General features: G+C 64.1%; 21 protein-coding genes. 9 read left to right on the top strand and 12 right to left on the bottom strand.

Translation table 11 applies throughout. The features are described from left to right. Positions 1-6: 6 nt before the first annotated feature. A complete protein-coding gene (locus VT84_RS29545; RefSeq protein ID WP_082842034.1) occupies positions 7-900 on the bottom strand; it encodes a DUF6263 family protein in 894 nt (297 codons plus the stop codon). A gap of 151 nt (positions 901-1,051) precedes the next feature. Here VT84_RS29545 and VT84_RS29540 point away from each other — a divergent pair, with 151 nt between their 5' ends. Both VT84_RS29540 and VT84_RS29535 read left to right on the top strand, forming a co-directional pair. Next, on the top strand, positions 1,052-2,032 hold the full coding sequence (locus tag VT84_RS29540) for a Gfo/Idh/MocA family protein (protein WP_052556624.1): 981 nt from the start codon (positions 1,052-1,054) through the stop codon (positions 2,030-2,032). 129 nt (positions 2,033-2,161) lie between these two features. Continuing rightward, positions 2,162-3,094, top strand: a complete 933-nt coding sequence (locus tag VT84_RS29535) for an aldo/keto reductase (protein WP_082842033.1) — start codon at positions 2,162-2,164, stop codon at positions 3,092-3,094. Positions 3,095-3,331: 237 nt separating this feature from the next. On the opposite strand, the gene VT84_RS29530 is transcribed toward VT84_RS29535, so the two are convergent. Next, complete coding sequence (locus tag VT84_RS29530; protein WP_052556620.1) at positions 3,332-4,399, bottom strand: DUF1559 domain-containing protein; 1,068 nt, start codon at positions 4,397-4,399, stop codon at positions 3,332-3,334. Between the two features lie 113 nt (positions 4,400-4,512). Between VT84_RS29530 and VT84_RS29525 the strand changes: the two genes are divergently transcribed. Then, the gene (locus VT84_RS29525; protein WP_082842031.1) at positions 4,513-5,508 is read left to right on the top strand and encodes a hypothetical protein; all 996 of its coding nucleotides are present in this window, start codon (positions 4,513-4,515) and stop codon (positions 5,506-5,508) included. 36 nt (positions 5,509-5,544) lie between these two features. Next, complete coding sequence (locus VT84_RS29520; protein WP_082842030.1) at positions 5,545-6,774, top strand: serine hydrolase domain-containing protein; 1,230 nt, start codon at positions 5,545-5,547, stop codon at positions 6,772-6,774. 162 nt (positions 6,775-6,936) lie between these two features. Here VT84_RS29520 and VT84_RS29515 read toward each other — a convergent pair whose 3' ends face one another. The 4 genes from VT84_RS29515 to VT84_RS29500 form a co-directional block, all read right to left on the bottom strand. Next, positions 6,937-8,829 (bottom strand): DUF4139 domain-containing protein, encoded by a 1,893-nt coding sequence (locus VT84_RS29515; protein ID WP_082842029.1) that lies wholly within the window; start codon positions 8,827-8,829, stop codon positions 6,937-6,939. A 135-nt stretch (positions 8,830-8,964) separates the two neighbouring features. Further along, positions 8,965-9,639 (bottom strand): hypothetical protein, encoded by a 675-nt coding sequence (locus VT84_RS29510; RefSeq protein ID WP_082842028.1) that lies wholly within the window; start codon positions 9,637-9,639, stop codon positions 8,965-8,967. Between the two features lie 146 nt (positions 9,640-9,785). Continuing rightward, the gene (locus tag VT84_RS29505; protein ID WP_082842027.1) at positions 9,786-10,982 is read right to left on the bottom strand and encodes a vWA domain-containing protein; all 1,197 of its coding nucleotides are present in this window, start codon (positions 10,980-10,982) and stop codon (positions 9,786-9,788) included. A gap of 442 nt (positions 10,983-11,424) precedes the next feature. Continuing rightward, the gene (locus tag VT84_RS29500; protein ID WP_082842026.1) at positions 11,425-12,228 is read right to left on the bottom strand and encodes a DUF1080 domain-containing protein; all 804 of its coding nucleotides are present in this window, start codon (positions 12,226-12,228) and stop codon (positions 11,425-11,427) included. A gap of 120 nt (positions 12,229-12,348) precedes the next feature. Here VT84_RS29500 and VT84_RS29495 point away from each other — a divergent pair, with 120 nt between their 5' ends. Beyond that, positions 12,349-12,765 carry a carboxymuconolactone decarboxylase family protein gene (locus VT84_RS29495; RefSeq protein WP_410000409.1) on the top strand — a complete coding sequence of 139 codons (417 nt, stop codon included), beginning with the start codon at positions 12,349-12,351 and terminating at the stop codon, positions 12,763-12,765. 20 nt (positions 12,766-12,785) lie between these two features. Beyond that, on the top strand, positions 12,786-13,280 hold the full coding sequence (locus tag VT84_RS29490; protein ID WP_052556605.1) for a hypothetical protein: 495 nt from the start codon (positions 12,786-12,788) through the stop codon (positions 13,278-13,280). A 119-nt stretch (positions 13,281-13,399) separates the two neighbouring features. Here VT84_RS29490 and VT84_RS29485 read toward each other — a convergent pair whose 3' ends face one another. The 4 genes from VT84_RS29485 to proC form a co-directional block, all read right to left on the bottom strand. Further along, positions 13,400-13,759, bottom strand: coding sequence for a helix-turn-helix domain-containing protein (locus tag VT84_RS29485; protein ID WP_162271887.1), 360 nt, complete (start codon positions 13,757-13,759; stop codon positions 13,400-13,402). A 110-nt stretch (positions 13,760-13,869) separates the two neighbouring features. Beyond that, entirely contained in the window at positions 13,870-14,028 is a 159-nt protein-coding gene (locus tag VT84_RS39010) for a hypothetical protein (protein WP_157469965.1), read from the bottom strand. Between the two features lie 132 nt (positions 14,029-14,160). Then, positions 14,161-15,705: a glutamine-hydrolyzing GMP synthase gene (guaA, locus tag VT84_RS29480; RefSeq protein WP_204249662.1), complete on the bottom strand. Its 1,545-nt coding sequence runs from the start codon at positions 15,703-15,705 to the stop codon at positions 14,161-14,163. 171 nt (positions 15,706-15,876) lie between these two features. Continuing rightward, entirely contained in the window at positions 15,877-16,707 is an 831-nt protein-coding gene (proC, locus tag VT84_RS29475; RefSeq protein ID WP_082842023.1) for a pyrroline-5-carboxylate reductase, read from the bottom strand. 166 nt (positions 16,708-16,873) lie between these two features. Here proC and VT84_RS29470 point away from each other — a divergent pair, with 166 nt between their 5' ends. Continuing rightward, a complete protein-coding gene (locus tag VT84_RS29470) occupies positions 16,874-18,280 on the top strand; it encodes an MFS transporter (RefSeq protein WP_082842022.1) in 1,407 nt (468 codons plus the stop codon). Positions 18,281-18,431: 151 nt separating this feature from the next. Then, positions 18,432-18,686, top strand: coding sequence for a hypothetical protein (locus VT84_RS29465; RefSeq protein ID WP_157469964.1), 255 nt, complete (start codon positions 18,432-18,434; stop codon positions 18,684-18,686). Positions 18,687-19,052: 366 nt separating this feature from the next. Here VT84_RS29465 and VT84_RS29460 read toward each other — a convergent pair whose 3' ends face one another. Beyond that, positions 19,053-20,522, bottom strand: a complete 1,470-nt coding sequence (locus tag VT84_RS29460) for a hypothetical protein (RefSeq protein ID WP_082842021.1) — start codon at positions 20,520-20,522, stop codon at positions 19,053-19,055. 212 nt (positions 20,523-20,734) lie between these two features. Here VT84_RS29460 and VT84_RS29455 point away from each other — a divergent pair, with 212 nt between their 5' ends. Beyond that, complete coding sequence (locus tag VT84_RS29455) at positions 20,735-21,649, top strand: WD40 repeat domain-containing protein (protein WP_082842020.1); 915 nt, start codon at positions 20,735-20,737, stop codon at positions 21,647-21,649. 42 nt (positions 21,650-21,691) lie between these two features. Here the strand turns inward: VT84_RS29455 and VT84_RS29450 are convergent, their stop codons facing one another. Continuing rightward, a complete protein-coding gene (locus VT84_RS29450) occupies positions 21,692-23,548 on the bottom strand; it encodes a helicase-associated domain-containing protein (RefSeq protein ID WP_082842019.1) in 1,857 nt (618 codons plus the stop codon). Between the last annotated feature and the right edge of the window lie 77 nt (positions 23,549-23,625).

The following is a 23,625-nucleotide window of genomic DNA, read 5'->3' as shown; positions in this document are numbered from 1 at the left end:
GGGTGCTCAATCCTTCACCGGGTTCTTTTCGAGGATCTCGGTTTTGGTCACCATTTTCTGATCGAGTTCGGCCTCGATCTCCATGTTTTGCACTTCGATCGTCATCGAGCCCTTGAGCTTCATCGTGGCGTCGGAGGACTTCAGACGCCCGCCCTTCGTGTCGAACAGGATGGTGCCCTTCACCTCGTCGCTCTTCAAATCGGCCTTGGTGATCTTGAACGGTAGGGCGCCTCCGCCCCCGGCCGCCTTGAACGTCACGTCGGCGGTCGTCTTGATCGTCGCGATATCGTTTTTGACGCCGTCGAGCGTGAACTGGGTCTTGTTGGTGAGGTCGCCCAGGCCGGGGAGCGGAACCTTGTCGGTGCGGCTCCACTTGTGGCCCGTGCTCACCTTGTCCGACGGCGCGGGGACGATCACCTGGCTGAACGTGAGCCGCACCGCGTTCTCGGGCATCATGGTCTCGAACACCTTGCGCATCATCTCGTCGCCGTCGCTGAGCTTGTCGAGGAACTTGTCGTAGCCGTCCAGCTTCGTGATCTCGAAGTTCTTGTCGAACGTCGCGGTGAGGGTCGCGCCCTTGAACCGGTCCGTGAGCGCGTTCGCGCCGGCGCCTGCCGCGGCCAGCGGGCCGTTCATTTTGATTTGCACCTGCGTGTAGGTCATCTGGATCTCCAGCGCCCCCGTTTTCGCCGACTTCACATCGAACCGGGCCACCGTCGTGGTGGTCATTTTCTGGTCGACGGTTTGGCCCATCACCTTGATGGTCTGGTTGAGTTCCTGGGACGTGGAGGCGTAGAACTTGTCCCCGTCTTTGAGGGACCACTTGAGGTTGACGGGGTCCGCGGCGGCGAGGGGGGCCGCGAGGACGACGAGGGCCGCGAGAGCGGACGCGGTGCGCATTGGCCAGGCTCCGGTGGGGCGGACGACGGTACCCTCCCACTGTAACCCCAACCCGGGGGCGGCGACAAGCGCCCGGTGCGCGAACTGGCTCCTTGCTCCGCGCCGTGCCCGCGGCTACAACTCAAACTCCGAACATTCTCCGGAGCGATTCATGCCAGTTACCAAGGACACCATCGGCGTCGGGTTCATCGGCGCCGGCGACATTTCCGTTCTGCACGCCGCGGCCGTGAAGAAGTGCCCCGGTGCGAAACTCGTCGGCCTGTGGAACCGCAACCAGCAGCGCGCGACCCAGCGCGCGACCGAGTTCGGGTGCAAGAACTACGCGACCCCCGAGGAGCTCGTCGCCGACCCCGAGATCGACGCGGTGTTCGTGCTCACGAACCTGGAAACTCACCTCGAATACACCGCACTCGCACTGGGGATGGGCAAACACGTTCTCGTGGAGAAGCCGGTAGGGATGAGCGTCGCGGAGATCGAGCGCATGAAGGCGCTCGCGGACGCCAAAGACCTGATCTGCATGCCGGGCCACAATTACGTCTATGAGAGCGGGATGGTCCGCACGCGCGAACTCGTTGACGGCGGCGACCTCGGCAAGGTCGTGTCCGCATATGTGATGTACAACATCCACCACCCGGAGGATGTGGCGTCGCGGTACCCGGGCGTGGTCCGCCAGATCCTCACGCACCACTCGTACATCCTGCTCTACCTCGTGGGCAAGCCGGTCGAACTGTGCGCGATGAAGGCGACGCTGCACTACAAGGAGTACAAGGAAGAAGACATCGCGATGGTGCAAATGCGGCTGCAAAACGGGGCGCTGGCGCACTTCTGTGCGAGCTTCGCGGCCGACGACCACGCGGCCGACCCGTGGACCGTGATGGTCAAGGTGATCGGCACCGCCGGGAGCACGCGGTACAGCTACCGCGACCACGTCGAGATCAAGCCCGGCCTCGTCCACAGTCAGACGTACACCGCGTACCAGGGGTCCATCACGAACGAGGTGCGCCACTTCCTGATCGACTGCCTCCGCATGGGCCAGAAGCCGCTCAGCACGCTGGACGACGCGATCACCGCGCAGAAACTGATCGAGGCGGCGGAGAAATCCATCGCGGAAAAGAGCGTTGTCACACTTTAAAACGGTTTCACCGCAGAGGGCGCGGAGAGCGCAGAGGGAAAGGCACGGAGAATTAAAAGCGTTCTTCTCCTCTCTTTCTCTGCGCCCTCCGCGCCCTCTGCGGTGAATCCCGCATTTATTGGAGCCCTCATGGAATACCGTCCCCTCGGTAAGACCGGCCTGAACGTTTCGGTTCTGGGTCAGGGCGGGGCCGCGTTCGGTCAGCAGTACGGGGCCGTTTCGGACCGCGAGGTTATGGACTGCGTTCACGCGGCCATCGACGCGGGCGTGAACCTGATCGACACCGCGGCCTACTACGGTAAGGGAACGTCCGAAGAGTTCCTCGGCCGGGCGCTCGAGGGCGGGCGGCGCGAGAAGGTCGTCGTTTGCACGAAGGCGTGTCGGCTCGACCGGGCCGTGTTCGACTTCACGCCCGAGGGCACGCGCAAGTGTGTCGAGGGGTCGCTGAAGCGCCTCCGCACCGATCACGTCGAGATCCTGCTCGCGCACGACATCGAGTTCGCGACCGATTACGAGTACGTGTTCAACGAGACCTACGCGGTGCTCCAGCAGTTGAAAAAAGAGGGCAAGGCGCGGTTCATCGGCATGTCGTGTTACCCGCTGCCCCTGTTGAAGCAGGCGATCGAACGGTGCGACCTGGACGTCGTTATCAGTTACGCGCACGGCAATTTGTTCAACACGCAGTTGCTTTCGGACTTCATGCCGGTTGCCGAGGCGCGCGGGGTGGGCGTGATGAACGCGAGTCCGCTCGCGATGGGGCTGCTCACGAACCAGGGACCGCAGTCGTGGTTCCCCGGACCGCCCGAGGTCATTGAGACGTGTCGGAAGGCGGCCGAGTTGTGCCGGAGTCGCGGGGCCGACATCAGTTTCCTCGGGATGCAGTTCGCGCTCGCGCTGAAGCAGATTCCCTGCACGCTCAGCGGAGCCGCGCGCAAGAGCGAACTGGAAGTGAACCTGAAAGCGCTAACCGCGCCCGTCGACGAAGCCCTTCTCACGGACGTCATGAAGGTGCTCGACCCCATCCGCAACCGCACCTGGAAGTGCGGGAACTGGCCGGGGTGAACTGGCCCGCGTTCCCGGTGAACCCCGCCCGCAAGGGCGGCGGGTGCTCTCGCTACGGGCAGTGTGCCCGGCTTCCCGCCCTCCGAAGGGCATGTGCCATCTCGTTTTGATGACTTTCTGTAGCCGGCCTCTGCGAGGCCGGGGTGTCCCGTGCTTGTGGCTCACCGGCCTCGCAGAGGCCGGCTACAGAAGACCAGCTACCCGCACGATCGGGCGCGAGTCGGTAGGTTGATGGCGTCACCAGTCCGCACCGAGCCGTTGGCCATCGGACCGGGTGATCGCGTTGCGGAGTGTCTGTTCGGACACGGTCTTCTTGACCATCCGCACGGAACCGTCGGCCATCAGCACTTGGGTAACGGGTCGATTGTTCGCCCACAACTGCGGTAGGGGGGCGTTCGGGTTGTACAGCAGTTCGCGCGGCTGCGCCCACGGAACTTCCTCGACCGCGTGGACGGCCATGATCGTATTCGAGATGCCGTCGGTGACGTCCGTGATTCGGACCGGCTTCCCGTCTTCGTTGAACATGGCTCCGCCACCGTAGAAGACGCGGTACGGCGTTTTCGTCGATCCCGGCTCGGCGCTCAGCGGGGAGGAGTACGTCCCGATCACCATGTTCGCGGGGCGCTGGTTCTGGGGGCTGTTCCACGCCTGTGATAGGTCGAACTGTCGGTAAACGCTGTCCTGTTCGATGTAGGGCAGTACCCCCACGCGCCAGCTCAGGTCGCGGTTGACCTGCCCGCGGTTGTCCGTGGCGTAAGGGGCCGACATCGTTCCGTTCGCGGACTCTTGGTTGAGGAGCGCGAGGCCGATCTGTTTCATATTGTTCGAGTTCTTTTGTCGGGCGGCGGCCTCGCGCACCTTCTGCACCGCCGGCAGCATCAGCCCGACCCCGATACTGCCGCCCACGAGCACACCGAGCAGGCCGACCACCAGGCCGGCGACCGCCAGCCCGCGCCCGACCGGTTTACTCATCGCGATCGCCGAACAGATGATGCCGGGAACCGCTGCGAGCCCGCACGTGCAGAACCCCAGCACGCTCAAGATCAGCCCCGCGATCGCGAGGCCGTTCGATTGTGGGGCGCTCCGGCGCGGGCGGTCGTCATCGTCGTCACCGCGGGGGCGCCGGCGCGGGCGGTCGTCATCGTAATCGTCGACGTCTTCGGCACGCGGTCGGCGCCTGGGGCGCTCGTCGTGATCGTCTTCATCGTCACCGGGGCGCCGGCGCCGGGGGCGATCGGCCTCGTCGTCGTGGCGGTCGTTGTCCCACGGGCGCTTGCGGGGCAGATCGTCGTCATCGGTGGGCATGGAAACCTCGTAATAGTGTGGGCCGGGCCGACGAATAGGATGATAGGGGCGCACGTTCGCGGATACCAGAACGCGACCCATTGGGCGAACATTCCTTCTGCCGAGGAGCCGCGATGAGCCCGGAGGTGCCTGCTCCCGGGGCGATTCCCCCGGGGCCGTCCGTAACCCCGACGTCGGGCGCGACCCTTCGCGCCCGCTTCATGTTCGCGCTCGCGTTCGTTCATTTGCTGCTCGTGGCCGGGCTGGTTCACCGCGCGACGAGCAAGAGCGTGACGCAGTGGGAACTGGACGTAATGTACGTCGGGCTGGTCGCGCTGTGGCCGGTGTTCGCCGCCGAAGCCGCCTGGGGCGTAGTCCGGCGCGACCAGTCGACGCCCCGCCGGACGGCGCTGATGCGGGCGCTTCTGGTAGTGCTGATGCCGGCGTGGCGCATGGCCCTGATCGATCCCCGAACCGGTCTGATCTGGGTTCCGCGCATCGGGTGGCAGCACCCGGGGAAGGAATTATTCAAGCGCCTCGAACTGGCGTTCGGCGGGCCGATGCTCCTGTTCGCGTTCCTGATTCTGCCCATCCTGCTGATGGAGTACCTGCGTGCGGATCAGGTCAAGGAACTGCCCGCTCTGGCCCTCGCGCTGGACATCGGCATCGCGGTGGTGTGGGTCGCGTTCGCGGTGGAGTTCGTGTTCAAGGTGTCCGCGCACCCGAAACCGTTCGCGTTCGCGCAGGAGCGCTGGCTCGATGTCGCCATCGTCGTGCTGCCGATGCTGGAGTTCGTGCTCACGAAATGGGTGGATGCGGCTCCGCTCGCGCGACTGCTGCGGGCCGGGCGAGCCCTCTCGCCGGAGCAGATCGCCCGCATGCAGCGGCTCTACCGGCTCCAGGGGCTTGCGACAAAGGCGTGGCACTCGTTCCTGCTCCTAGAGGGGATCAGTCGGCTGCTCGGCAACACGCCAGAGAAGCAACTCGCGAAACTGGAAGCACAGATCGCGGACCTCGAAGAACAGTTACGCGAGGTCCGCGCCGATGCCGACGAAGTGCGGCGGCAGATCGCGGAGAAAGGCACTCAGGGGGAAGTGCATTCTGTTGACCGGTCCGCTCCGGTGCCGTAGCCTCGTGCTGTTTCGTCGCACCCCGGAGCTTATTCCATGCGCTCTCCTCGCGCTCTGCTGCTTTTTGCTGCACTCACATTTCTGACCGCACTCGCTCCCGCACAGCAACCCGCCCCCGATGCGGAAAAGCTCAAAGCAATTCCCGCCGCGATGCAGAAGTTCGTTGACGACGGCGACCTGTCGGGGGCCGTTACGGTCGTCGGACGCAAGGACGGCGTGGTCGCGTTCGATGCGATCGGTCAGCGCGACACCGCGGCGCGGGCGCCGATGACGAAGGACACGCTGTTCCGCATCGCGTCGATGACGAAGCCGATCACCGCGATCGGCATCATGATCCTCGCCGACGAGGGCAAGCTGTCGCCGGACGATGACGTGGCGAAGTACCTTCCGGAGTTCACCGGGCAGTTGCTCAACGCTCCGTTACCCAAGGGCGCGGCCGGCGACGCGGCGGTCGCGCTCAAGAAGCCGAAGCGCGCGGTGAAGCTCCGCGACCTGCTCACACACACGAGTGGCGCTGCGAGCTACCCGAAGGGCGTCGACGACGTGTACTCGAAGCGGAACCGCACGCTCGCGGAGACCGCCCTCGCGACCGCACTACAGCCACTCATGTTCGAGCCGGGGACGCAGTGGAGCTACTCGAACTCGGGCATCGACGCGCTCGGGCGCGTGATCGAGGTCGTGAGCGGCGAGAGCTACGAAGCGTTCTTGCAGAAGCGCGTCTTTGACCCGCTGGGGATGAAGGACACGACGTTCTACCCGACGAAAGAGCAGAGCGGGCGGCTCGCGCTGATCTACTTCAAGGACAAGAACAACAAGCTGGTTTCGAGCGGCAACGCGCTCATCGGCCTCCCCGCGAACCCCAAGCACCCGATCCCGGCCGGCGGGCTGGTTTCGTGCGGCGCCGATCTCGCTAACCTGTACCGCATGATGCTCAACAAGGGCGAGTTCAACGGCAAACGTATCCTGAGCGAGAAGGCCGTCGACGAGATGACGAAGGTGCAAACCGGGGACATCAAGACCGGGTTCGTCGAGGGGATGGGGTTCGGGTACGGTTGGGCGGTGGTGCGCGAGCCGAAGGGTGTGACCGCGATGCTGTCCGCGGGCACCTACGGTCACGGCGGCGCGTTCGGGACGCAGGCGTGGATCGACCCGAAGCAGGATCTGTTCGTGGTGCTACTCATTCAGCGCACCGGGTTGCCGAACGCGGACGCCTCGCCGATGCGCGAGAAGTTGCAGGAACTCGCGGTCGGAGCGCTCAAGAAGTAACGCAGTAATTAAGAGCAGCCGCGGATGAACGCAGATCAACGCGGATTAAAACAAAAGGCAGATTGGTTACAGAAAGTCTGATGTGGTATTGATTGGTGCCTCGGACCGGTGGGCGATCCGGTCCGAGGCCCGAACTGTTTACTCAAGCCGCACGCTGTGCGGTCACTTCGCCAGGAACCCGCCGATGTTCACGTTCTTGTCGAGTTCCATTTTGAACTCGTAATCGATGAACAGGGACTTTTCGCCGTTCTGTTTCGGGTCGATGGTCACGTCCCAGCGGAGTATCCCGCGGCCCTTCTCGTCGCGGACATAGAGCGGGTCGGTGCTCAGTTCCGGCTTCGGGTTCGTGAGGTTGACCGCGATCGTTTGGGTCGTTTCCGCGTGCGGCGTGCGGTCCCAAACCTGAACCGGTACCGGCGTCGTCTTGTAGCTCGACAGCATGATGCGGTACTTGAATGTGAGCACCTGATTCCCGCCCTGGGTGGTGCGGGTCTTGTCCACCAGCAGGCGTGACACCTGGAGCTGCGGATCGACGCCGAACCCGACCGTGAACGGCTTGCCCGCCGCGACCAGCGGGAGCCGCGTTTGGCCCACGAAGTCGCCGTTGAGGTACATCGTCGCGTCACCGGGTAGCAGGACGTATTCGCTGTTGTTGGTGAGATCGGCGAGCCGGTACACGTTGGCCGTCAGAACCGGCACGGCCTTGTGGTAGAACTTCGGCGGCAGGTCGATCTTGGCGATCTCGATCACCTGTTCGTCGCTGCGGCTCGGGATCGTGAGGCGCGTGGCGAGCTTGTACGTAACGCTCGGCCCTTCGCCCGCGGCGCCCGGGGGTGCGGCAGCAGCGGCGATCAGCTCTTCCTTCCCGGAGAACAGGTCGCGGAACTGTTCCAGCGCCGCGGCGTTGTTCGCGAGGTCGCCGGCCGCTTGCTCTTTCTTCTCACGGTAGTTCTGGGCCACTTGTGCGCGCAGGTCTTTTGAGAGTTTGTCGAGATCCTTCGCGTACTCGGTAGCACTGGGCATCCCACCGCCCGGCCCGCCGGGACCGGCCCCACCGAAGCCCCCTCCGCTGCCGGGGAACCCGGGGGCCGAGGGCTTCGCGGGTACCGGGACGCCCGTGGCCGGATCGACCGGTGCGACCGCTACCGCCCCGATCGGGCTGATGTTCACCGACAGCGCTTTCAGTTCCGGCGGCGCCGCGTTCAGGAGCGGTTGAGCGGTGGACAGCGTGATGAGCGCGTTCACCCAGTCCTCACCTGTGCGCTGATCGATCGCCGCTTGGTACTCGGCCACGACCGGGTCTTTGTCCTTGCCCGTCGCGCGGAACTTGTACTGCGGGCGCCACGACGCGCTGCCCACGAGGTAGTTCAGCTTCACCGCGCCGGCGCCGAGCTTCTTGTCTAACAGAATGACCGCGTCGCGCTCGGTGCGGATCGATCCATTGGACCGTTCGGCGAGTTGCCGCTGGGCGAAGGCGATCTTCGCTTGCACCTCTTCGAGTTGTTGCTTGACCCCGAGTTGCTCTTTGACGCGCTTCGCGCGGTCTTCTTGTACGAACTTCGCCAGCGCGATGATCTTCTCCGGGTCGAGTTGGCCCTTGTCGGTCAGGTTGTCGAGCGACTTCGCGGTGAACCCTTCGAGCTTGTCGAGGAGCTTCAGGTTGTCGGCCATTGCCTTGAGGTCGGACTCGAAGGTCTGGGCCTTCGTCTGGAGCACTTTGATTTCCGCTTCGATCTTGCGCACTTCTTCGCGGGTGTCTTCGGCGATCGCCCGCGTGCGGTAGCGGACGCTGAGCACGCGGATGTTGTCGTTGCCCTCCGCGTAGAGCGAACTTTGCATCGTCTGCGGTGGCATCGGCGAGACGACGACTTCCGTGAGCCCGGCGGCTTCGGGAACTGCGACTTCGCGCGTGATGAGGGCCGTGTTCGCGTACACCGTGACGGCCGTTACTTTGCTCGGCGCGGGCTTCACGGGGTCGCCCTTCTCGTCGGCAGATTTTCCGGCCGATGAGAAGGCTAAAAGCCCGAGTGCCAAGAGCGAGAACCGGAGGACCATGAGCGAAAACTCCAGAGAGGTTGTTTGGCGAGCCTGGGACCGCGGGCGTCCCGCCCGCCGCACGGTTGTTGCCGTCGTGAGGCGCTATTCAAAACAATGGGCGGGACGCTCGCGGTATCGGACCGCGGGAGCGAGTTATTTGGGGAGATCGGCGAGTTTCGGTTCAAATTGGCCGAGGAAATACAGTGCGCCTTCGGGGATCGAGGCGCCTTTGCTTGTCATCTGGGAGAGTTTCGCGGTGACCGTCACTTCCTTGCCGTTGAGCGGCGGGAGCGTCCTGTTGAGCTTCTTCCACTCGCCCTCGCTCGCGTACACCCAGATGCGCGTCTCTTCGATCTCGGCACCGGCCTTACGCTTGACCGAAACGTAGGCGGTAGTCCCGTCCAGAACCAGCACCCCACGAACTTGGGCCGCGATCTCGCCCTGCGGCACGGGCGTGGCGGCGGTCATTTGGGCGTACCAACCGGTTTTGGCGATGTGAATCACGACACGACTCTCGACGCGGTTGCTTTGCGCTCGCGTGCCGGTGAGCGTGTACTTGGTTTGGTCCTTCTCGCCCGGTTCGGTAACGAGGTGAGCTTCGTAAGTGCTGGTACCGATCGCGAACGTGAGCACCTTCCCGTTCCAGGTGCCGGTGAAATCGGTACCGAGCATCGAGCCGGTCACTTCACCGTTCTTGATCCCCTTAATAACGAGGTCGCCTTTGGTACCGTCCGCGTTCGCGGCCCACGTTCCGGCCGGCAGGTCCGCTGCATGGGTCGCTGTTACGAGTGCGAGTGGCAGCGCCAGGGCCAGTGCGAAGCGGATCATGGTGGAACCTCGGAACGAGACGGGGAGTCGCGGTGGGCAAATTCGGCGGGTTCAATTGTCGCGTGATGGTTCCACCCGCTCCGTGACCGTCGCGGTTCGCCACGCATTGGGCAAACGGCGACGGTCACGGAGCGGGAGACTGTGGCCTATTTCTTCTCCGGGGCGACCCCGAAGCCCTTGGCTTTGGCTTGGTCGCGGATGACAGACTTGAATGCCTCGTCGAGTGCTTTCTCGGCGTCGGACTTCGGCTTCTTGGCGAGTTCCTCGTCGATCTTCTTCTGCCGTTGGGCGGAGAGGTCCGCGATCTTCTTCTGGAGGTCGGTCCGCTCCGCGGCCTTTTTCTTGAGGTAGTCGAGCCGCTCCTCGGGCTTGATCTTCTTCAACTCGTCGCAGAGGTCTTCTTCCTTGATCTTCGTGATGTCGAAGTCTTTCTCCTTCATGCGGTCGACCAAGTCCCAGGTCGCGTTGCGGTACAGCCCGCCGGCCTTGGTCATGCTGCGGTCGATGGCCGCGGCTGGGGCGCCACCTGCCCCACCGGGAGCAGCCGCGGCGTTCTTGTCTTGAGCGACTTGGTTCTCGGCCTTCGCCTTGCCCTCTTTACCGTAGGCGACGTAGGTCTTGTTCAGTTCCTCGCCGAGCTTGATGATTTGCCCGTCGAACTCGGTCTTCACGACGACCTGTTGGGCGGCCTTATTTTGATCGATGTTGACGTGCCGCCCGCCGCACGATTCGGCGAACCCGGCCCACCCGGGGATCTCCTGGTCGTGGCCGTACTTGCAGTAGATCGTGTTGACGACGATGCCCGACTGCTTCGCGAGTGCCGCGACGTCGGCGAGCGCGACTTGCTTGTCCTGGTCGGCGGGCTCGTTACCGCACACGAAGACGATCTTGAGCGCGCCCCTATCCGCGCTCCACTTCTGTTCGTCGATGGCTGTCTTCGCGGCGCGGGCTACGTATTCGTCTCCCCCGCCGGTCGTCAGGGCGTTGAGCGCCTTGTACACTTCGTCGAGGTCTTCTGTCAGATCGACTTCCTTGTGAACCCATCCCTTTTTCGCTTCGTACTTGGTCGCGCCGTAGGCGTAGAGCCCGACCCGCAGTTGCGGCGTGGGCTTGATCCGCGCCAGTTCGTTCACCACGTTCCAGAGCTGGATCTTCGCGGAGTCGATCAGCCCGTTCATGCTGCCCGAGACGTCGAGACAGATGACGATGTCGATGGGTTTGCCCTCGGCGGGTTTGGCCGCTTCCGCGGGCTTGGGTGCGTCGGCCGCGGGGAGCGGGACGCTGGTGCCGAGCGCGAGTACAGCGACGGCCGCGAGCGCGGCGACGCGGAAGGAGCGTGACATGCGCGGAACCTCCGGAGCGAACGTGAATACGGGCGCGGGCACGAAGGCCCTTCGTCATATCCGACGAGATTGTAAGCGAATCCGTTTGCCGGGGGTGTAACGCTTCGGTAACTGCCCTTTGGGGTGAAGGGGTGAAGGGGTGAAGGGGTGAAGGGGTGAAGGGGTGAGTTTGTAGCTAGGGTAGCTCGCCAGGGGTTGCGCGTTGCTCCACCCCTGGCTACTCTCTGCCGCCCCTGCCGGGGCTAAAGAGGGTGTTGGTTTTAAGCCCCGAATGGGGCGTAGGTGTGTAGCCAGGGGTGGAGCAACGCGCAACCCCTGGCGAGCTACCGCGCAACCCCTGGCGAGCTACTGTCGCTGAGCGCCTCGGACGTTCGCCTTGGACGCGAGGGCGGGCTACCGCACCGCCCATTGTCGAGTTGCGCCTGTCGGATTCGCGACACAATCACTTCTTCAGCACTTTGATTTCGACCTTGCGGAACTCGACGGGGTGGCTCTCGGATTGCAGCGAGATGTAGCCCTCTTCGAGCAGCAATTTGTCGTCCTTGATGAGTTTCTTCGCGTCGGCGTCTTTCGGGTCGAGTTGCGGCTTCTCGTACTGCATCACCAACTCGCCTTCAACGAAGTGCTTCACGGTGCCGGAACCGTGTACCTCGATCTCGGCCGTCACCCACATGTCGCCGTCGTAGGTCTTTGACTTCGAGTTCGTGCAGTGCGGCGTGAACAGTTTGCCGTCGAGCACGATGTTCGTGCCGGGGGAGCACATGTTGTTCGTCGTGCGCTTGCCCTTGCCCAGGCCGCCGAGGAACTGGGCCTCGATCGACACCGGGAACTCTTGGTCCTTCCGCATGGTCTTCGGGTCTTGGCAGTGGAACATCACGCCGCTGTTGCGGGTCGCCCAACCGGGGCCGCCCTTGCACTGGTCGCCGACGAACCGGTACTCCACTTTCAGCCGGTAGTGGGAGAACTTGTCCTTGTAGAACAGGTGCCCGAACTGGCCGTCGAACTCCTTGTACTTGTCGTACCGCACCTTGATGATACCGTCCTCCACGCGGAACGTGTCCCCATAGTTGTCGCCGTACTCGTGCCCGGTGATTTTGGGCGTCCAGCCGTCGAGGTTCTTGCCGTTGAACAGCGACACCCACTCGTCTTTCTTGGGTTCGTCGGCCGCCGAACTCGGCAGCGACAGGGGCGCGGCGCAAAGCGCCGTGATCGCGAAAATAGCAGCGCGAGAGGTCAGAGCACGCATAGGAATTGGCTCGTGCGGGCGGAGGATTGAGGGCCACTGACAGTGTACGGCGCGGGTTCGTAGGAAATGCCTATCTGCCCTCCCCAAACCCGAAGGGACCGTGTCATGTCCGCCAAACGCATCGCGACCGTGGCTCCCGTTTCCGAAGAGGCCGCGACCGACAAAGTCGCCGCGGTCTTCGCCGACATCAAAGCGACGAAGAACATCACCTTCGTGCCGAACTTGTGGCGCGTGCTCGCCACCAACCCGGACCACCTCGAACTCGTGTGGACGCGGTTGAAGGCGATCATGCACCCGGAAGCCTGCGGGCGCGCGTCCAAACTCGATCCGCTGGTGCGCGAAATCATCGCACTGGCCGTCAGCGCGACCAACGGTTGCGCGTACTGCGTGAATTCACACACTGCGGCAGTACGGAAGCTCGGGTTGGATGTTGAGGCGCTCGGTGAAGTGATGGCCGTTGTGGGGCTGTTCAACACCACGAATTCGCTCGCCGATGCGTACCAGATCGAACCGGACATTTTGCCGCCGCTGGAGTAATCGTCAACTATGTTTGGGGCATGAACCGACTTCGCTTCCTCTTCCTCGGGTTGGTCGTGCTCTGCGGGTGTTCCGACCGCGCGCCGCTCAACGATTCGCAGTGCGTCCTCGGCGAATGGGTGGTGGTGGATTTCCGCTCGCCCAAAGGGACCGAGGACCGCGGCCAGCGCCGCAAGTGCGCGAACATTTCGGAAGAGACGTGGTCGGAACAGTTCCTGGGGGACCGGTTCGAGGACTTCGAGTACACGATCGACCCGAGCAAGTCCCCGAAGGAACTCGACTTGATCCAAACCGACCCGAGCGGTAATCGCCTCACGGTTCGAGCGATTTACGAACTCATCGACAACGAACGATTGCGGGTGTGCGTCGGCTCACCGCCGGTCGTGGAGAAGGACGGGAAGCCCGAGTTTATGGAGAGCGTGCGCCCGACCGCGTTCGAGGCGAAGGACGGTCCCCTCATCAGTTATCGTCGGAAGACGAAGCGCACAGAGTGGTTCTGGAGCCCCCGGGGTTGAACCCGGGCGCGCCGGTGGACGTATTGACCGGCGGAGCGAGTATTGAACTCGGAGCACAGCCGGTCGGAACCGAATTGGTAGGGCTACTCCCACTCGATCGTCGCGGGCGAACTGGTTCGTCACGCCTCGGTGCCCAGCACCAGTTTCTGCCCCAACGCGACCGCGTACAGTCCGAGCGTCTTCCACGTCGGGTTCGTCACTTGTCCGGTTTCCAAGCGGGACAGCGTTTCGGTCGCAAGACCGGCTTTCTCAGACACCTGGGCGAGTGTCAATCCGGCGGCCTCGCGCGCCTTTTTCAGTTCCGCGATGCACGCACGAAGCTCGAAGTAAAACGGGGTCGCGTCCGCCAGTTCTTCTGGTGTGAGTAACTCGGGAACGCCGGGCTTGTGTGCGAGTTTTGCGCGCGTTTCGGCGGCCCGCTCTCGGAGCCGTGCGAGTTCCGTTTTGCTTACACTCGATTGATCTTTGTCGGTCGGCACATCGCGCTCCGTTACGGCGGTGCCACCTCGTAGGCCGTTACCGGGTAGATGGTGAGCGGGTCGTCGTACACTTCGTCCCAAATGACGATGATGTGCTTGCCCGTGGGCGTCTACCCGAACTTGCACGGCCTACCGGTGGAGCGATTGGTTTGTGTGGGAAGGTACGGATCGAGTAGAACCGCATCGACTTCGTCAGGCGTCAACCCGTTCACGGCAATGTGTTCGACGTTACCGCCTGGATCGTCGTCCCAGATCACGGTCGGGTTCATCAACCTGCTCCCACCGTTAGTTAACCCAGCGTACCTCCAATTGACTTAAAAATCAATCGCCGCCCAATGATGCGGGCGGCTGCATGATTCTCGGGCCAGGGAGCAATCGGCCGGCACGTGCGGTGAGTAGGCCTACTCCCACTCGATCGTCGCGGGCGGTTTGCTGCTGATGTCGTACACCACGCGGTTGATACCCTTCACGCGGTTGATGATCGCCGTCGCGACGCGAGCGAGCAGGTCTTCGGGGAGTCGCGACCAATCGGCGGTCATGAAGTCGTCGGTCTGCACGCACCGCAAACAGATCGTGTTCTCGTAAGTGCGGCCGTCTCCCATCACACCCACGGACTGCACCGGTAGCAGCACCGCGAACGCCTGAGATGTTTTGCGGTACCAGCCCGCTTTTCGCAGTTCTTCGAGGAAGATCGTGTCCGCCTTGCGGAGCGTGGCGAGCTTCGGCTCGCTCACCTCGCCGAGGCACCGGACCGCAAGCCCCGGACCCGGGAACGGGTGACGCCACACTACGTCTTCGGGCAGCCCGAGTTCGATACCCAGTCGCCGCACTTCGTCCTTGAACAGGTCGCGGAGCGGTTCGATTAACTCGAATCCGAGTTCCGCAGGTAGTCCACCGACGTTGTGGTGCAGCTTGATCGTCGCGGCCGGGCCGTCTACGCTCCCGCCGCTCTCGATCACGTCCGGGTACAGCGTACCTTGCGCGAGGAAGTGGGCATCCGGGATGCTCTTCGCTTCCTGCTTAAACACATCAATGAATACTTTCCCGATGATCTTGCGCTTCTCTTGCGGGTCGGTCACGCCGGCAAGAGCGGAGAGGAAACGCTCACCGGCATCGACTGCGTGCAGGTCGGCTTTGAACCAATCGCGGAACGTGTGCTTCACCAGTTCTGTTTCGCCCTCGCGCATTAGCCCGTTGTCGACGTAAATGCACGCCACTTGCGAGCCGATCGCCTTCACCAGGAGCGCGGCACACACGCTCGAATCGACCCCGCCCGACAGCCCGCAGATGACCCGCTTGTTGCCGACCTTGGCCCGGATGTCGGCGATCGTGTTGTCGATGAACGCCTGCATCTTCCACTGGCCGGAGCACCCGCACACGTCGCGGAGGAAGTTGGCGAGGATCTGCCCGCCGTGGGGCGTGTGCGCCACTTCCGGGTGGAACTGCAACCCGAAGATGGGGCGCGACTTGTGCTTCACCGCGGCCAGCGGGCACGTGTCCGTAGACGCGAGCGGCTCGAAATCGCCGTTGATGTTCTGCACCTGGTCGCCGTGGCTCATCCACACGGTCGATTCGGCCGGGTACCCCTGGAAGATCGTGTTCCGCTCGTTCACGGTGAGCGTCGCGCGCCCGTATTCGCGGGTGTGGGCGGTTCCGCCGACCTTGCCGCCGAGGAAGTGACACGCGAGCTGCATCCCGTAGCAGATCGCGAGGACGGGAATCCCCATGCTGAAGATTTCCGGAGAACAGTGCGGCGCCCCGGGCTCGTACACGCTCGCCGGCCCGCCCGAGAGGATGATCCCCTTCGGGTTCAGTTCCCGCACGCGCTCGGGCGAGAGGTCGTGGCGCACCACCTGGCAGAACACGTTCTGCTCGCGCACCCGCCGGGCGATGAGTTGCCCGAACTGTGAACCGAAGTCGAAGATCAGAACGAGTTCATTTGTCATGAGTTCGCAACCCAATCAGCCGCGGATGAACACCGATAAACGCGGACTAAACCAGAAGATTTTTTTGACAGGATTAACGGAATGAACAGGATTAAGACAAATCACTTCGTCGATACTCCGAAGTCGTCTTGTCTTAATCCGTGCTATCCGCGTTGATCCGTGGCGAGTTCTTTACTCCCTCTTTCCCAATTCCTGAGCACGCTTTGTCGCGGCTTCTACCGCATCGATCGCGGCGGCGCGGAACGCAGCACGTTCCAGAGCGTGAATACCCGCGATGGTCGTACCGCCGGGGCTCGCGACCGCGTCCTTGAGGGCACCGGGGTGCAGGCCCGTTTCGAGTACCATGCGCGCCGCGCCGAGCACCGTTTGCGCTGCGAGTGATTGCGCTATTGGTCGCGGGAGCCCGCACCGGACGCCGCCGTCGGCCAGTGCTTCGATGAAGAGGTAGACGAACGCCGGGCCGCTGCCACTCAAGCCGGTGACCGCGTCCAGTAGATGCTCGGGCACCCGGTACGCTGTGCCCACTGCCGCGAAGAGGCGCTCGACGAGGGCCGCGTCGTCGGGCGTCGCGGTCGTGCCGGGGCTGAAACCGGTCGCGCTCGCGCTCACGAGGCACGGCGTGTTCGGCATCACGCGCACGAGCTTCGTGTCTGCTCCCAGGCTGTCGCCGAGCGTTTTCAGTGTGACGCCAGCGGCGATGGAAACGATCAAGTGGGCCGCGCTGCTGGCCGGCTTGATCTCATCGAGAACCGCTGACATGACTTGCGGCTTGACCGCGAGCACGAGAACGTCGCACGCGGCGACCACGTCGCGGTTCGCTTCAACGGTTTTAATGCCCGTGGCGGCCTGGAACTTGGCGCGGGCGTCCGGGTACGGGTCCGCGGCGCGGCTGCGCGAGGCGTCGAGCAGGCCGGCCTTCGCCCACGCGGACGCGAGTGCGGTGGCCATTTGTCCGGCACCGAGAAAGCCGACCGCTAGCGGAAACGTGCGCTCTGCGGGCATCCGATTAGAACCTCTGCTCTCGCGAAAGCGAAAAATCTATCATAGCGACTTTGCGGCACTCGCGGAAATGCTGGCGTCGGATCGGGCGACCGGGTACTGTTTTCGGAACCGCCTGGACCGATTCTCGGGTTCCCGCCACTCACTCGCTTCAAGAAGAGCGCTGCCAATGTCCGTTGATTCTTCCGTTCCGCCCCCGCCGCGAACCGGATGGGCCAGTCTCAAAGACCTGACCCGTTACCAGTGGTTCGTGTTCGTCGTTTGCTGCCTGGCCTGGGATTTAGACTGCATGGACCAGCAGCTCTTCGTGCTGGCCCGCGATCCGGCCCTCGCGACCGTGATGCAGAAACCCGCGAGCGATCCGCAGGTCGGCAGTTACGGCACCTACGCGACGTCCGTGTTCCTGATCGGGTGGGCGATCGGCGGGATCGGGTTCGGCGTTCTGGGCGACCGGCTTGGGCGGGTGAAAACGCTGACGATGACCATCGGTTTGTACGCACTGTTTACCGGTTTGAGCGCCCTCTCGACCGGACCCTGGGACTTCATGGCGTACCGGCTGCTCACCGGATTGGGGGTTGGTGGGGCGTTCGCGTCGGCGGTCGTGCTTCTGGCCGAAACGGTTCCCAATAACGCCCGGCCGTATATCCTGGGGCTGTTTCAGGCGTCGAGTGTACTCGGGAACTGTTCCGCCGCGCTCATCAACATGTACCTCGGCTCACTTCAAAAGGGCGGAGCATTCCCGGCGGACGGATGGCTGCTCCCGTGGCGGGTGATGTTCCTGATCGGGATTCTCCCCGGCATCCTGCTGGTGATCGTGCAGTTTTCGCTCCGCGAACCGGAGAAGTGGAAGGCCATGCGGGAAGCGGAGGCCCTCGGAACCCGGCCGTCACCGTGGCAGGCGTTTTTCGGCACGTTGCTCGGCATTTTCTCCACAAGCCCGTGGAACAAGCGTGTGGTTTGCGGCTTGCTGTTGACCGGTGCCGGCGTCATTGGATTGTGGGGGATCGCATTCTTCTCGCCGCGTTTGGTGCAACTCGCCCTCGAATCCACACTGGCCGGTGAAGGGTTGAGCGGGGACCAGTTGAAGGGCGAAATCGGGTGGTGGCGCGGGGTCGCGTCGCTGGTACAGAACGGTGGGGCGTTCTTCGGGATCTTCGCGTTTAGTTGGGTGACCGGGGTGTTCGGGCGGAAGCCCACATTCGCGCTGTTCTTCGTTCTCGCGATGCTCTCGACGGCGGGGACGTTCTGGTTCCTGAAGACCCGTGCCGACGTGTTCTGGATGATCCCGATTATGGGGTTCTGTCAACTCGCACTGTTCGGCGGGTACGCGATCTACCTGCCCGAACTGTTCCCCACCAAGTTCCGCAGCACGGGCACGTCGTTCTGCTACAACGCGGGTCGGCTCGTGGCGGCGCTCGGGCCGGCGGCGCTCGGCCAACTCACAACTGTCGTGTTCGTGAGCCACGGCGCGGATGCGTTCCGCTACGCGGGCGTCACGATGTGTAGTATTTTCCTCGTAGGGCTGTTCGTGCTGCCGTTCCTCCCGGAGACGAAGGGGAAACCGTTGCCGGAATAACACACGGGGCTTCCGCCCTGTGCTACGTCAGACGGCCCCTCCGGGGCGAAGACCAAAATCCTCAACGCCTTTCAAGCCGCGGAGCGGCGTTTGTAGCACTGGGCGGAAGCCCTGTGCATCAGTGGCTACCGACATCTGTATGGGGGACGAAATGAACGCGCCTGATTGGTTGGCCGCTCGAAGTGGGACGCTGAAGCCGGGCGTGCGCCCGGAAACGACGTTCGTAATACTTGAAGCGCAACCGCTTTACAAACTCGAAGTGCGGCCCGCGGTGGGGAAGTTCGCGTGCTCGGTGAGCAGCACCCTGAACGGCAAGCGCCTCGACGATCCCGCGGTCACGTACCCCACCGCGGACGCGGCACTCACGGGCGGGCTCGATCAGCTCCGCGCGAAGCTCGGCTGGTAAAGCGACCGGGCCGCGGAAGATCCGCGGCCCGGTTCGTTCTCGGATGTTTACTTCTCGACCTGGGTTGTGGAAGGCTCGCGGCACCGCCGGCCAGGGGCTGGCCAAGCATGCTGCGGAACCGCGACTCGCGAGGTTGGCCCAGACCGCAGCATGCTTGGCCAGCCCCTGGCCGATAGCGGTGCTGGAACAGCCTTCCCCGAGACGGGTGCGAAGCGGAGCGCTCGGACGACGCAACATCGTCCTGCTGCAAAGCAGCGAGCTAAACCGATCCGAGAACATGCGAGCAAGGTAGCCGACCGGCGCGGTTACCGCAATCACGGATACGACAAACGGCCGGTGCATCGTGGCACCGACCGTTCTCGTGGGTTAGCGGCGGGTGCTTTTCACCAGGAACGAGATCCCGCCCTTCGATCCGCCGGCGGAGAGGTGCGCGGTCTGATCGAAGCCGTAAGCCTTCATCACGCGGACGATGGTTTCGCCCTCTTGGGCGCTCGCCACTTCAAAGACTTGCCGACCCGCGTCCGTGACCGCCCACTTGTTGTTGATCTGCTGAACCTTCAGGGCCGCGGGGTCGAAATTGCGGCCCTGGGCGTTGAACGGTGCGCGCGTGGGCGCCTTCTCGTTCGTGAGGAAGAACGTCACCCCGGTCGAACCGCTGAGCTTGCAGAACTCGGTGAACTTCGCGTCCCGGATCGTGCGCGCGGCCTCGCGCGCGGACCACTCCGTTGGCCCGAAGCGGCCCAGCACTTCTGGGCCGAACGCGACCACCCACTCGGCGCCGTCTTTTCGCGCTTCCACCTTGTTCGGATCGAGCTTCACCATCTCGCCGGTGAAGCCCACGCCCGGGATCGGGATACCGGTCCGCGAGAGGGCGTCGATTTGGGCGCTCAGCATCAGTTGACCGCCGGGCACGGCCTTCGGCTGTTCGAGCGAGACGAACAGGTAGCTCATGACCGGTTGGGTGGGCGTGCCGACCACGCCCATACGGTTGAACCCGTACTTCTGAATGGCCGCGCTCGCCTGTTCCGCGCCGCCCTTGTCGGTGCCGAAGTTGAGCAGAATGTTGTTCTCGTCGCGCACGCACCACACGCCGCGGATCGCCTCGACGCGGGTCGAGCGGAGGTCGATCTGCTGAACGAACTGCGCCGCGGTCGCGCCCATTTGAAGCGTGGTGCCGCTCGCGTTTGCCACGCTCCCGAAGTTGCCATTTTTGCTGTCTTTAGACTCAACAGGGGGCGTGCCCGAGACCGCCGGGCGCCCGTTGGTGAGGCCGTACTCGACGACCGGTTTCGTCGCGCCGACGGTGATCCATTCCGTCGGCCGGAGTTCGCGCATCACGCGGGCCACGTCGCGTGCGCCGGTCTCGTTGTCGCCGGTGTTGCGCAGCACGTGTTGCCCGGCCCAAACCTCCCACCCGCCCACGACGCGCTTGACGGCCACGTCCGTCGCACGCATCGCGATCTTCCGTTCCTGTTGTGGCAGCGGAAGTTCGGAGGGCGACACCGCCACGGGTGGTTTTGGCAGTACGGACGTCCCCGGGGCCGTTGTTGGCGTGCTCGGCATGAAGTTACCGGGCGCGCCGGGCGGGAACGTCGGTGAGGGCGCCCCAATCGGGAGCTTGTTCGGTGCCAGTGGCGGCAGTAATCCCGGTGCTGTCGGGGTGTTTGGGACTGTCGGAGATCCGGGGAACGCGGGCAAACCGGCCGGTGCGGGAAGCGTCGAGCCGGGCAGCGGGTAGGTCGCTGGCGGATACGTAGCCGGCGGAACAGGTTGCGCGCTGACGCTGGTTGTGCCGAGAAGTACCCCCAACCCCGCCGCCGCGATTCGCTTGCGCATCTGCTCACCCCCGAACGAGACGGATTACGGCTGCTCGGGTTGTATCGACCGCGCGGCGCGTAGGAATTGAGGAGAAGAATCGTCTGTCACGCGCACGTTCATCATGCTGCTGTGTGAATGCGTTCGGCTCCGATTTGGCGAAGAGCAACCGCGTTCCCGACCCGCAACTCGGTGTGCTACACTCCCCCTCTCTCCAAACACGAGGGCGGGCCATGATGGTGATGCGGGCCGGTGCGCCAAAAGTGCGGATCGACGAGCTACTCTTCGCCCCCACCGGGGCCACGCTGGTTACTCCGATTGGGGCCGCCGGGGTATCCCTTTGGCGGACGTTCGCGAACGGGGCAAAGGCCGAAATCCTTCACCCACCAGTTCCGTCCGCGAAGCGACTCGCGTTCGCTCCGGACGGGCGCACCTTGTTCGTCGGGAACGATCGCCTCTGCGCGCTCGACTTGGTCAGCGGGGCGGGTGTGCCCGTTGAGGTTCCGGCGTGGGCGTCGCTCTGGTTCGGTGTGTCGCCCGATGGGACGCGCCTGGTTATTGTCGAATCGCCGAAGCCGACCGAGGGAACCCGGTTAACCCTTCGGGCAACAAACGCTCTCGGCGCACCGACCCGCGAAGTGCTTTTTTCGTCGCTCGTTTACTCGCCCCCGCTCTTCCTGCCGACCGGGGACCATTTCGTGCTGTTGGAAGGGACGCTGCTGCCGTCCCGTCAGTGGGAATACCGGGGCGTCACTCGAATGACCGCGACCGGAGAGATGTCGGCGAGCACGGAGCCGTTTGCCGACGCCCCGGACCAAATGATACTGTCGCCGGACGGTCGGACCCTCGCGTGCCGGACGCGCGAAACGATTCGCCTCTACCCGATCGGTGGCGGACCGGTGACCGTGATTACGAACGACGGGAAGAAACAGTTTACTGGCATCGCGTACCACCCGTCCGGGGCGCACCTGGCGGCGACGAACAACGACAAAACGGTGAAACTGTACGCGGCGGCGACGGGGCAGATCGCGCGCACCCTGACCTGGGACATCGGCCGGATGCGGTCGGTCGCGTTCAGCCCCGACGGGGCACTGGCCGCAGCGGGTAGCGACACGGGAAAGGTCGTCGTTTGGGACGTGGACGAATAGCCGCGCCGGAACCGGATCGCGTGTCGGGGCGACACCGCACGGTCACTCGCCCGCGAGGGGCCAGACGTACCCGAGCTTGCGAATCGCCTTCCGCACGGCCGCGAGATCGGCTTCCCGGACCACGATTAACCGGTCCCCGGCCAGCACACACTTTCCCTTCAACTGTCGATCGTGCGCCAGTTCTGCGGCAACGTGTTCGGTCGCGCACTCGATCAACCGCGCCGGTCCGCCATCCTTTAACTGCCCGGCCTTCTGGTGAAGGTCGCTCAGAAACGTCTCGACCGTGGCCGGGAGGTCGTCCGCCGAGCGCGCCGTCAGGAACTCGCGCAACTCCTCGACGCGCCCGCCCTGTTCGACCACGCCCATGATCTTCGCCGCGGACAGTTTCCAGACCGCGGGGGAGATTTCGTCGGCGAAGCGCTCCAACATCAACCGGTCCGCGGCCGCAGCCGGCGGGCGCGTCGCGACCACGTCCAGATTCGCCAGGATACGGAGCGTGTCTGTTTTCTGCGGGGCTACGGGCTGGTATTCCTCAACAAGCCCCAAACACCACGCGCCGAGTGGGTTGATGCGAAAGAACAACAACCCGTCGTACCGGCTGAAGCACGACAGATCGTCGGCCCCCCATCGCTCCCGGAAATCGTCCCGGGCGCCTTGGGGTGGGATGAAGGCCACATCGAGTAACCCGACGGTCGCCGCGATCTCGAACAGGAACGCGAGAATGAACCGGCCCTGAAACTGCTCCCAGGCGTGCGTGTCGTCGTACCCGAGGCTGCCGTACTCCTGCTCCGAGAGGTAGAGTTCCCAGGCGTCCCGTTCCCCGACGAGCGAGAACCCGCGCCCGGTGCCGCGCATGAGGCGCCAGAAGTCCTCGATCGCGACCCACTCGCCCGGCGGACAGTCCTTTAGCACGTTGAGTACGGCCTTGCGCCGAGTGGCGACCGACGTAAAATCGACGCGCCCTTGGCCCTTGATGACGTCGATCCGCGCGAACTCGTCGATCAAGTGCGTTTTCTGCCACGCGGCCCAGACCTTGTCCAGTAGGTCGGCGGGCGGTTTGTTCAAGGCGTCACGCCCGGCCGCGGTGAGCTTCAGTGCGTCCCCGCGCTTCTCCGCGAGCCCCGCGGCCTGGACCAACATCGGCCACGCGAACGCCTTGATGGTCACGTCGTGGGCCGGGTCGTCGCGCTGCTCGTCTGCGTCCGCGGCCGTGTAGAAATCTCCGCCGGAGAGTACGCCCGTTATCGCTTTGCGTGTCGCCTCGGTCGGGACGTGCTTCTTGTCGGTTACACGAATTTTGCCGGCGTCGATCAGCCGGAGAACGGCGGGCAGGTCCGCTTCGGCTTCGCGGGCCGTTTCGCGCACGCGGATCGGAACCGACTCGTCCGATGGCTTCTCGGACCAGCGGGGCCAGACGAGCGCCCGGTCGGTCGGGAGTTCAACGCTCGTTCGGATCTGGAACGGGTCCGGGGTCGGCACGAACGTGAGCAAGATCGAGCGCACGTTCGTGGGCAAGTAGTCGTAGTTGGGGAAGAACAGGACCGCGTGGGTCGGGTCGCTGCGCTGGTCGTACCAACCCGACTTGCGCTCCGGCGCGGGTTCGTGCCAGGCCACCTCGCGGCCGTACTTGGCCACGAATCGGGTGCGCGAATAGTGCCCGTTCGGGTCGTGGGTCGCTTCACGGACCGCGAGTTGAGTGATGCGGTCGAGCTGGTCGTAGAGGGCACGCACACGGTCCAGGTCGGTCATCGCTCGCGTCAGGACGGCGACGAGGTCGCCCTTCTTCTTCGGCGGGTTCGGCGCGAGGAGCGCGACCAGTGGCCGAAGTCCGTCGATCGTCAGCCGGTTGAACTCCTGTTCCGCGGTCCGCGTCTCGTGGGTCTGCCCGGCCCGTGCCATAACGCCTCCCGTGTGATGGAGTTCCGGGCGTCATTGTAGGAACACCTGCCGCTCGTTCTCGGCGATTTAGTCGAGCG

The sequence above is a fragment of the Gemmata sp. SH-PL17 genome, assembly GCF_001610855.1.
In the GTDB taxonomy this organism is placed as follows: Bacteria; Planctomycetota; Planctomycetia; order Gemmatales; family Gemmataceae; genus Gemmata; species Gemmata massiliana.
The sequence above is the reverse complement of the archived record's forward strand: the minus strand, read 5'-3'. Positions and strand labels throughout refer to the sequence as shown.

Excerpts from the sequence above, each read along its gene's own strand:
- VT84_RS29450 (WP_082842019.1), bottom strand. The coding sequence starts at position 23,548 with ATGGCACGGGCCGGGCAGACCCACGAGACGCGGACCGCGGAACAGGAG.
- VT84_RS29530 (WP_052556620.1), bottom strand. The coding sequence starts at position 4,399 with ATGCCCACCGATGACGACGATCTGCCCCGCAAGCGCCCGTGGGACAAC.
- VT84_RS29510 (WP_082842028.1), bottom strand. The coding sequence starts at position 9,639 with ATGATCCGCTTCGCACTGGCCCTGGCGCTGCCACTCGCACTCGTAACA.
- VT84_RS39010 (WP_157469965.1), bottom strand. The coding sequence starts at position 14,028 with ATGAACCCGACCGTGATCTGGGACGACGATCCAGGCGGTAACGTCGAA.
- guaA (WP_204249662.1), bottom strand. The coding sequence starts at position 15,705 with ATGACAAATGAACTCGTTCTGATCTTCGACTTCGGTTCACAGTTCGGG.
- VT84_RS29525 (WP_082842031.1), top strand. The coding sequence starts at position 4,513 with ATGAGCCCGGAGGTGCCTGCTCCCGGGGCGATTCCCCCGGGGCCGTCC.
- VT84_RS29460 (WP_082842021.1), bottom strand. The coding sequence starts at position 20,522 with ATGCGCAAGCGAATCGCGGCGGCGGGGTTGGGGGTACTTCTCGGCACA.
- VT84_RS29520 (WP_082842030.1), top strand. The coding sequence starts at position 5,545 with ATGCGCTCTCCTCGCGCTCTGCTGCTTTTTGCTGCACTCACATTTCTG.
- VT84_RS29515 (WP_082842029.1), bottom strand. The coding sequence starts at position 8,829 with ATGGTCCTCCGGTTCTCGCTCTTGGCACTCGGGCTTTTAGCCTTCTCA.
- VT84_RS29490 (WP_052556605.1), top strand. The coding sequence starts at position 12,786 with ATGAACCGACTTCGCTTCCTCTTCCTCGGGTTGGTCGTGCTCTGCGGG.
- VT84_RS29500 (WP_082842026.1), bottom strand. The coding sequence starts at position 12,228 with ATGCGTGCTCTGACCTCTCGCGCTGCTATTTTCGCGATCACGGCGCTT.
- proC (WP_082842023.1), bottom strand. The coding sequence starts at position 16,707 with ATGCCCGCAGAGCGCACGTTTCCGCTAGCGGTCGGCTTTCTCGGTGCC.
- VT84_RS29455 (WP_082842020.1), top strand. The coding sequence starts at position 20,735 with ATGATGGTGATGCGGGCCGGTGCGCCAAAAGTGCGGATCGACGAGCTA.
- VT84_RS29540 (WP_052556624.1), top strand. The coding sequence starts at position 1,052 with ATGCCAGTTACCAAGGACACCATCGGCGTCGGGTTCATCGGCGCCGGC.
- VT84_RS29470 (WP_082842022.1), top strand. The coding sequence starts at position 16,874 with ATGTCCGTTGATTCTTCCGTTCCGCCCCCGCCGCGAACCGGATGGGCC.
- VT84_RS29505 (WP_082842027.1), bottom strand. The coding sequence starts at position 10,982 with ATGTCACGCTCCTTCCGCGTCGCCGCGCTCGCGGCCGTCGCTGTACTC.
- VT84_RS29535 (WP_082842033.1), top strand. The coding sequence starts at position 2,162 with ATGGAATACCGTCCCCTCGGTAAGACCGGCCTGAACGTTTCGGTTCTG.
- VT84_RS29545 (WP_082842034.1), bottom strand. The coding sequence starts at position 900 with ATGCGCACCGCGTCCGCTCTCGCGGCCCTCGTCGTCCTCGCGGCCCCC.
- VT84_RS29465 (WP_157469964.1), top strand. The coding sequence starts at position 18,432 with ATGAACGCGCCTGATTGGTTGGCCGCTCGAAGTGGGACGCTGAAGCCG.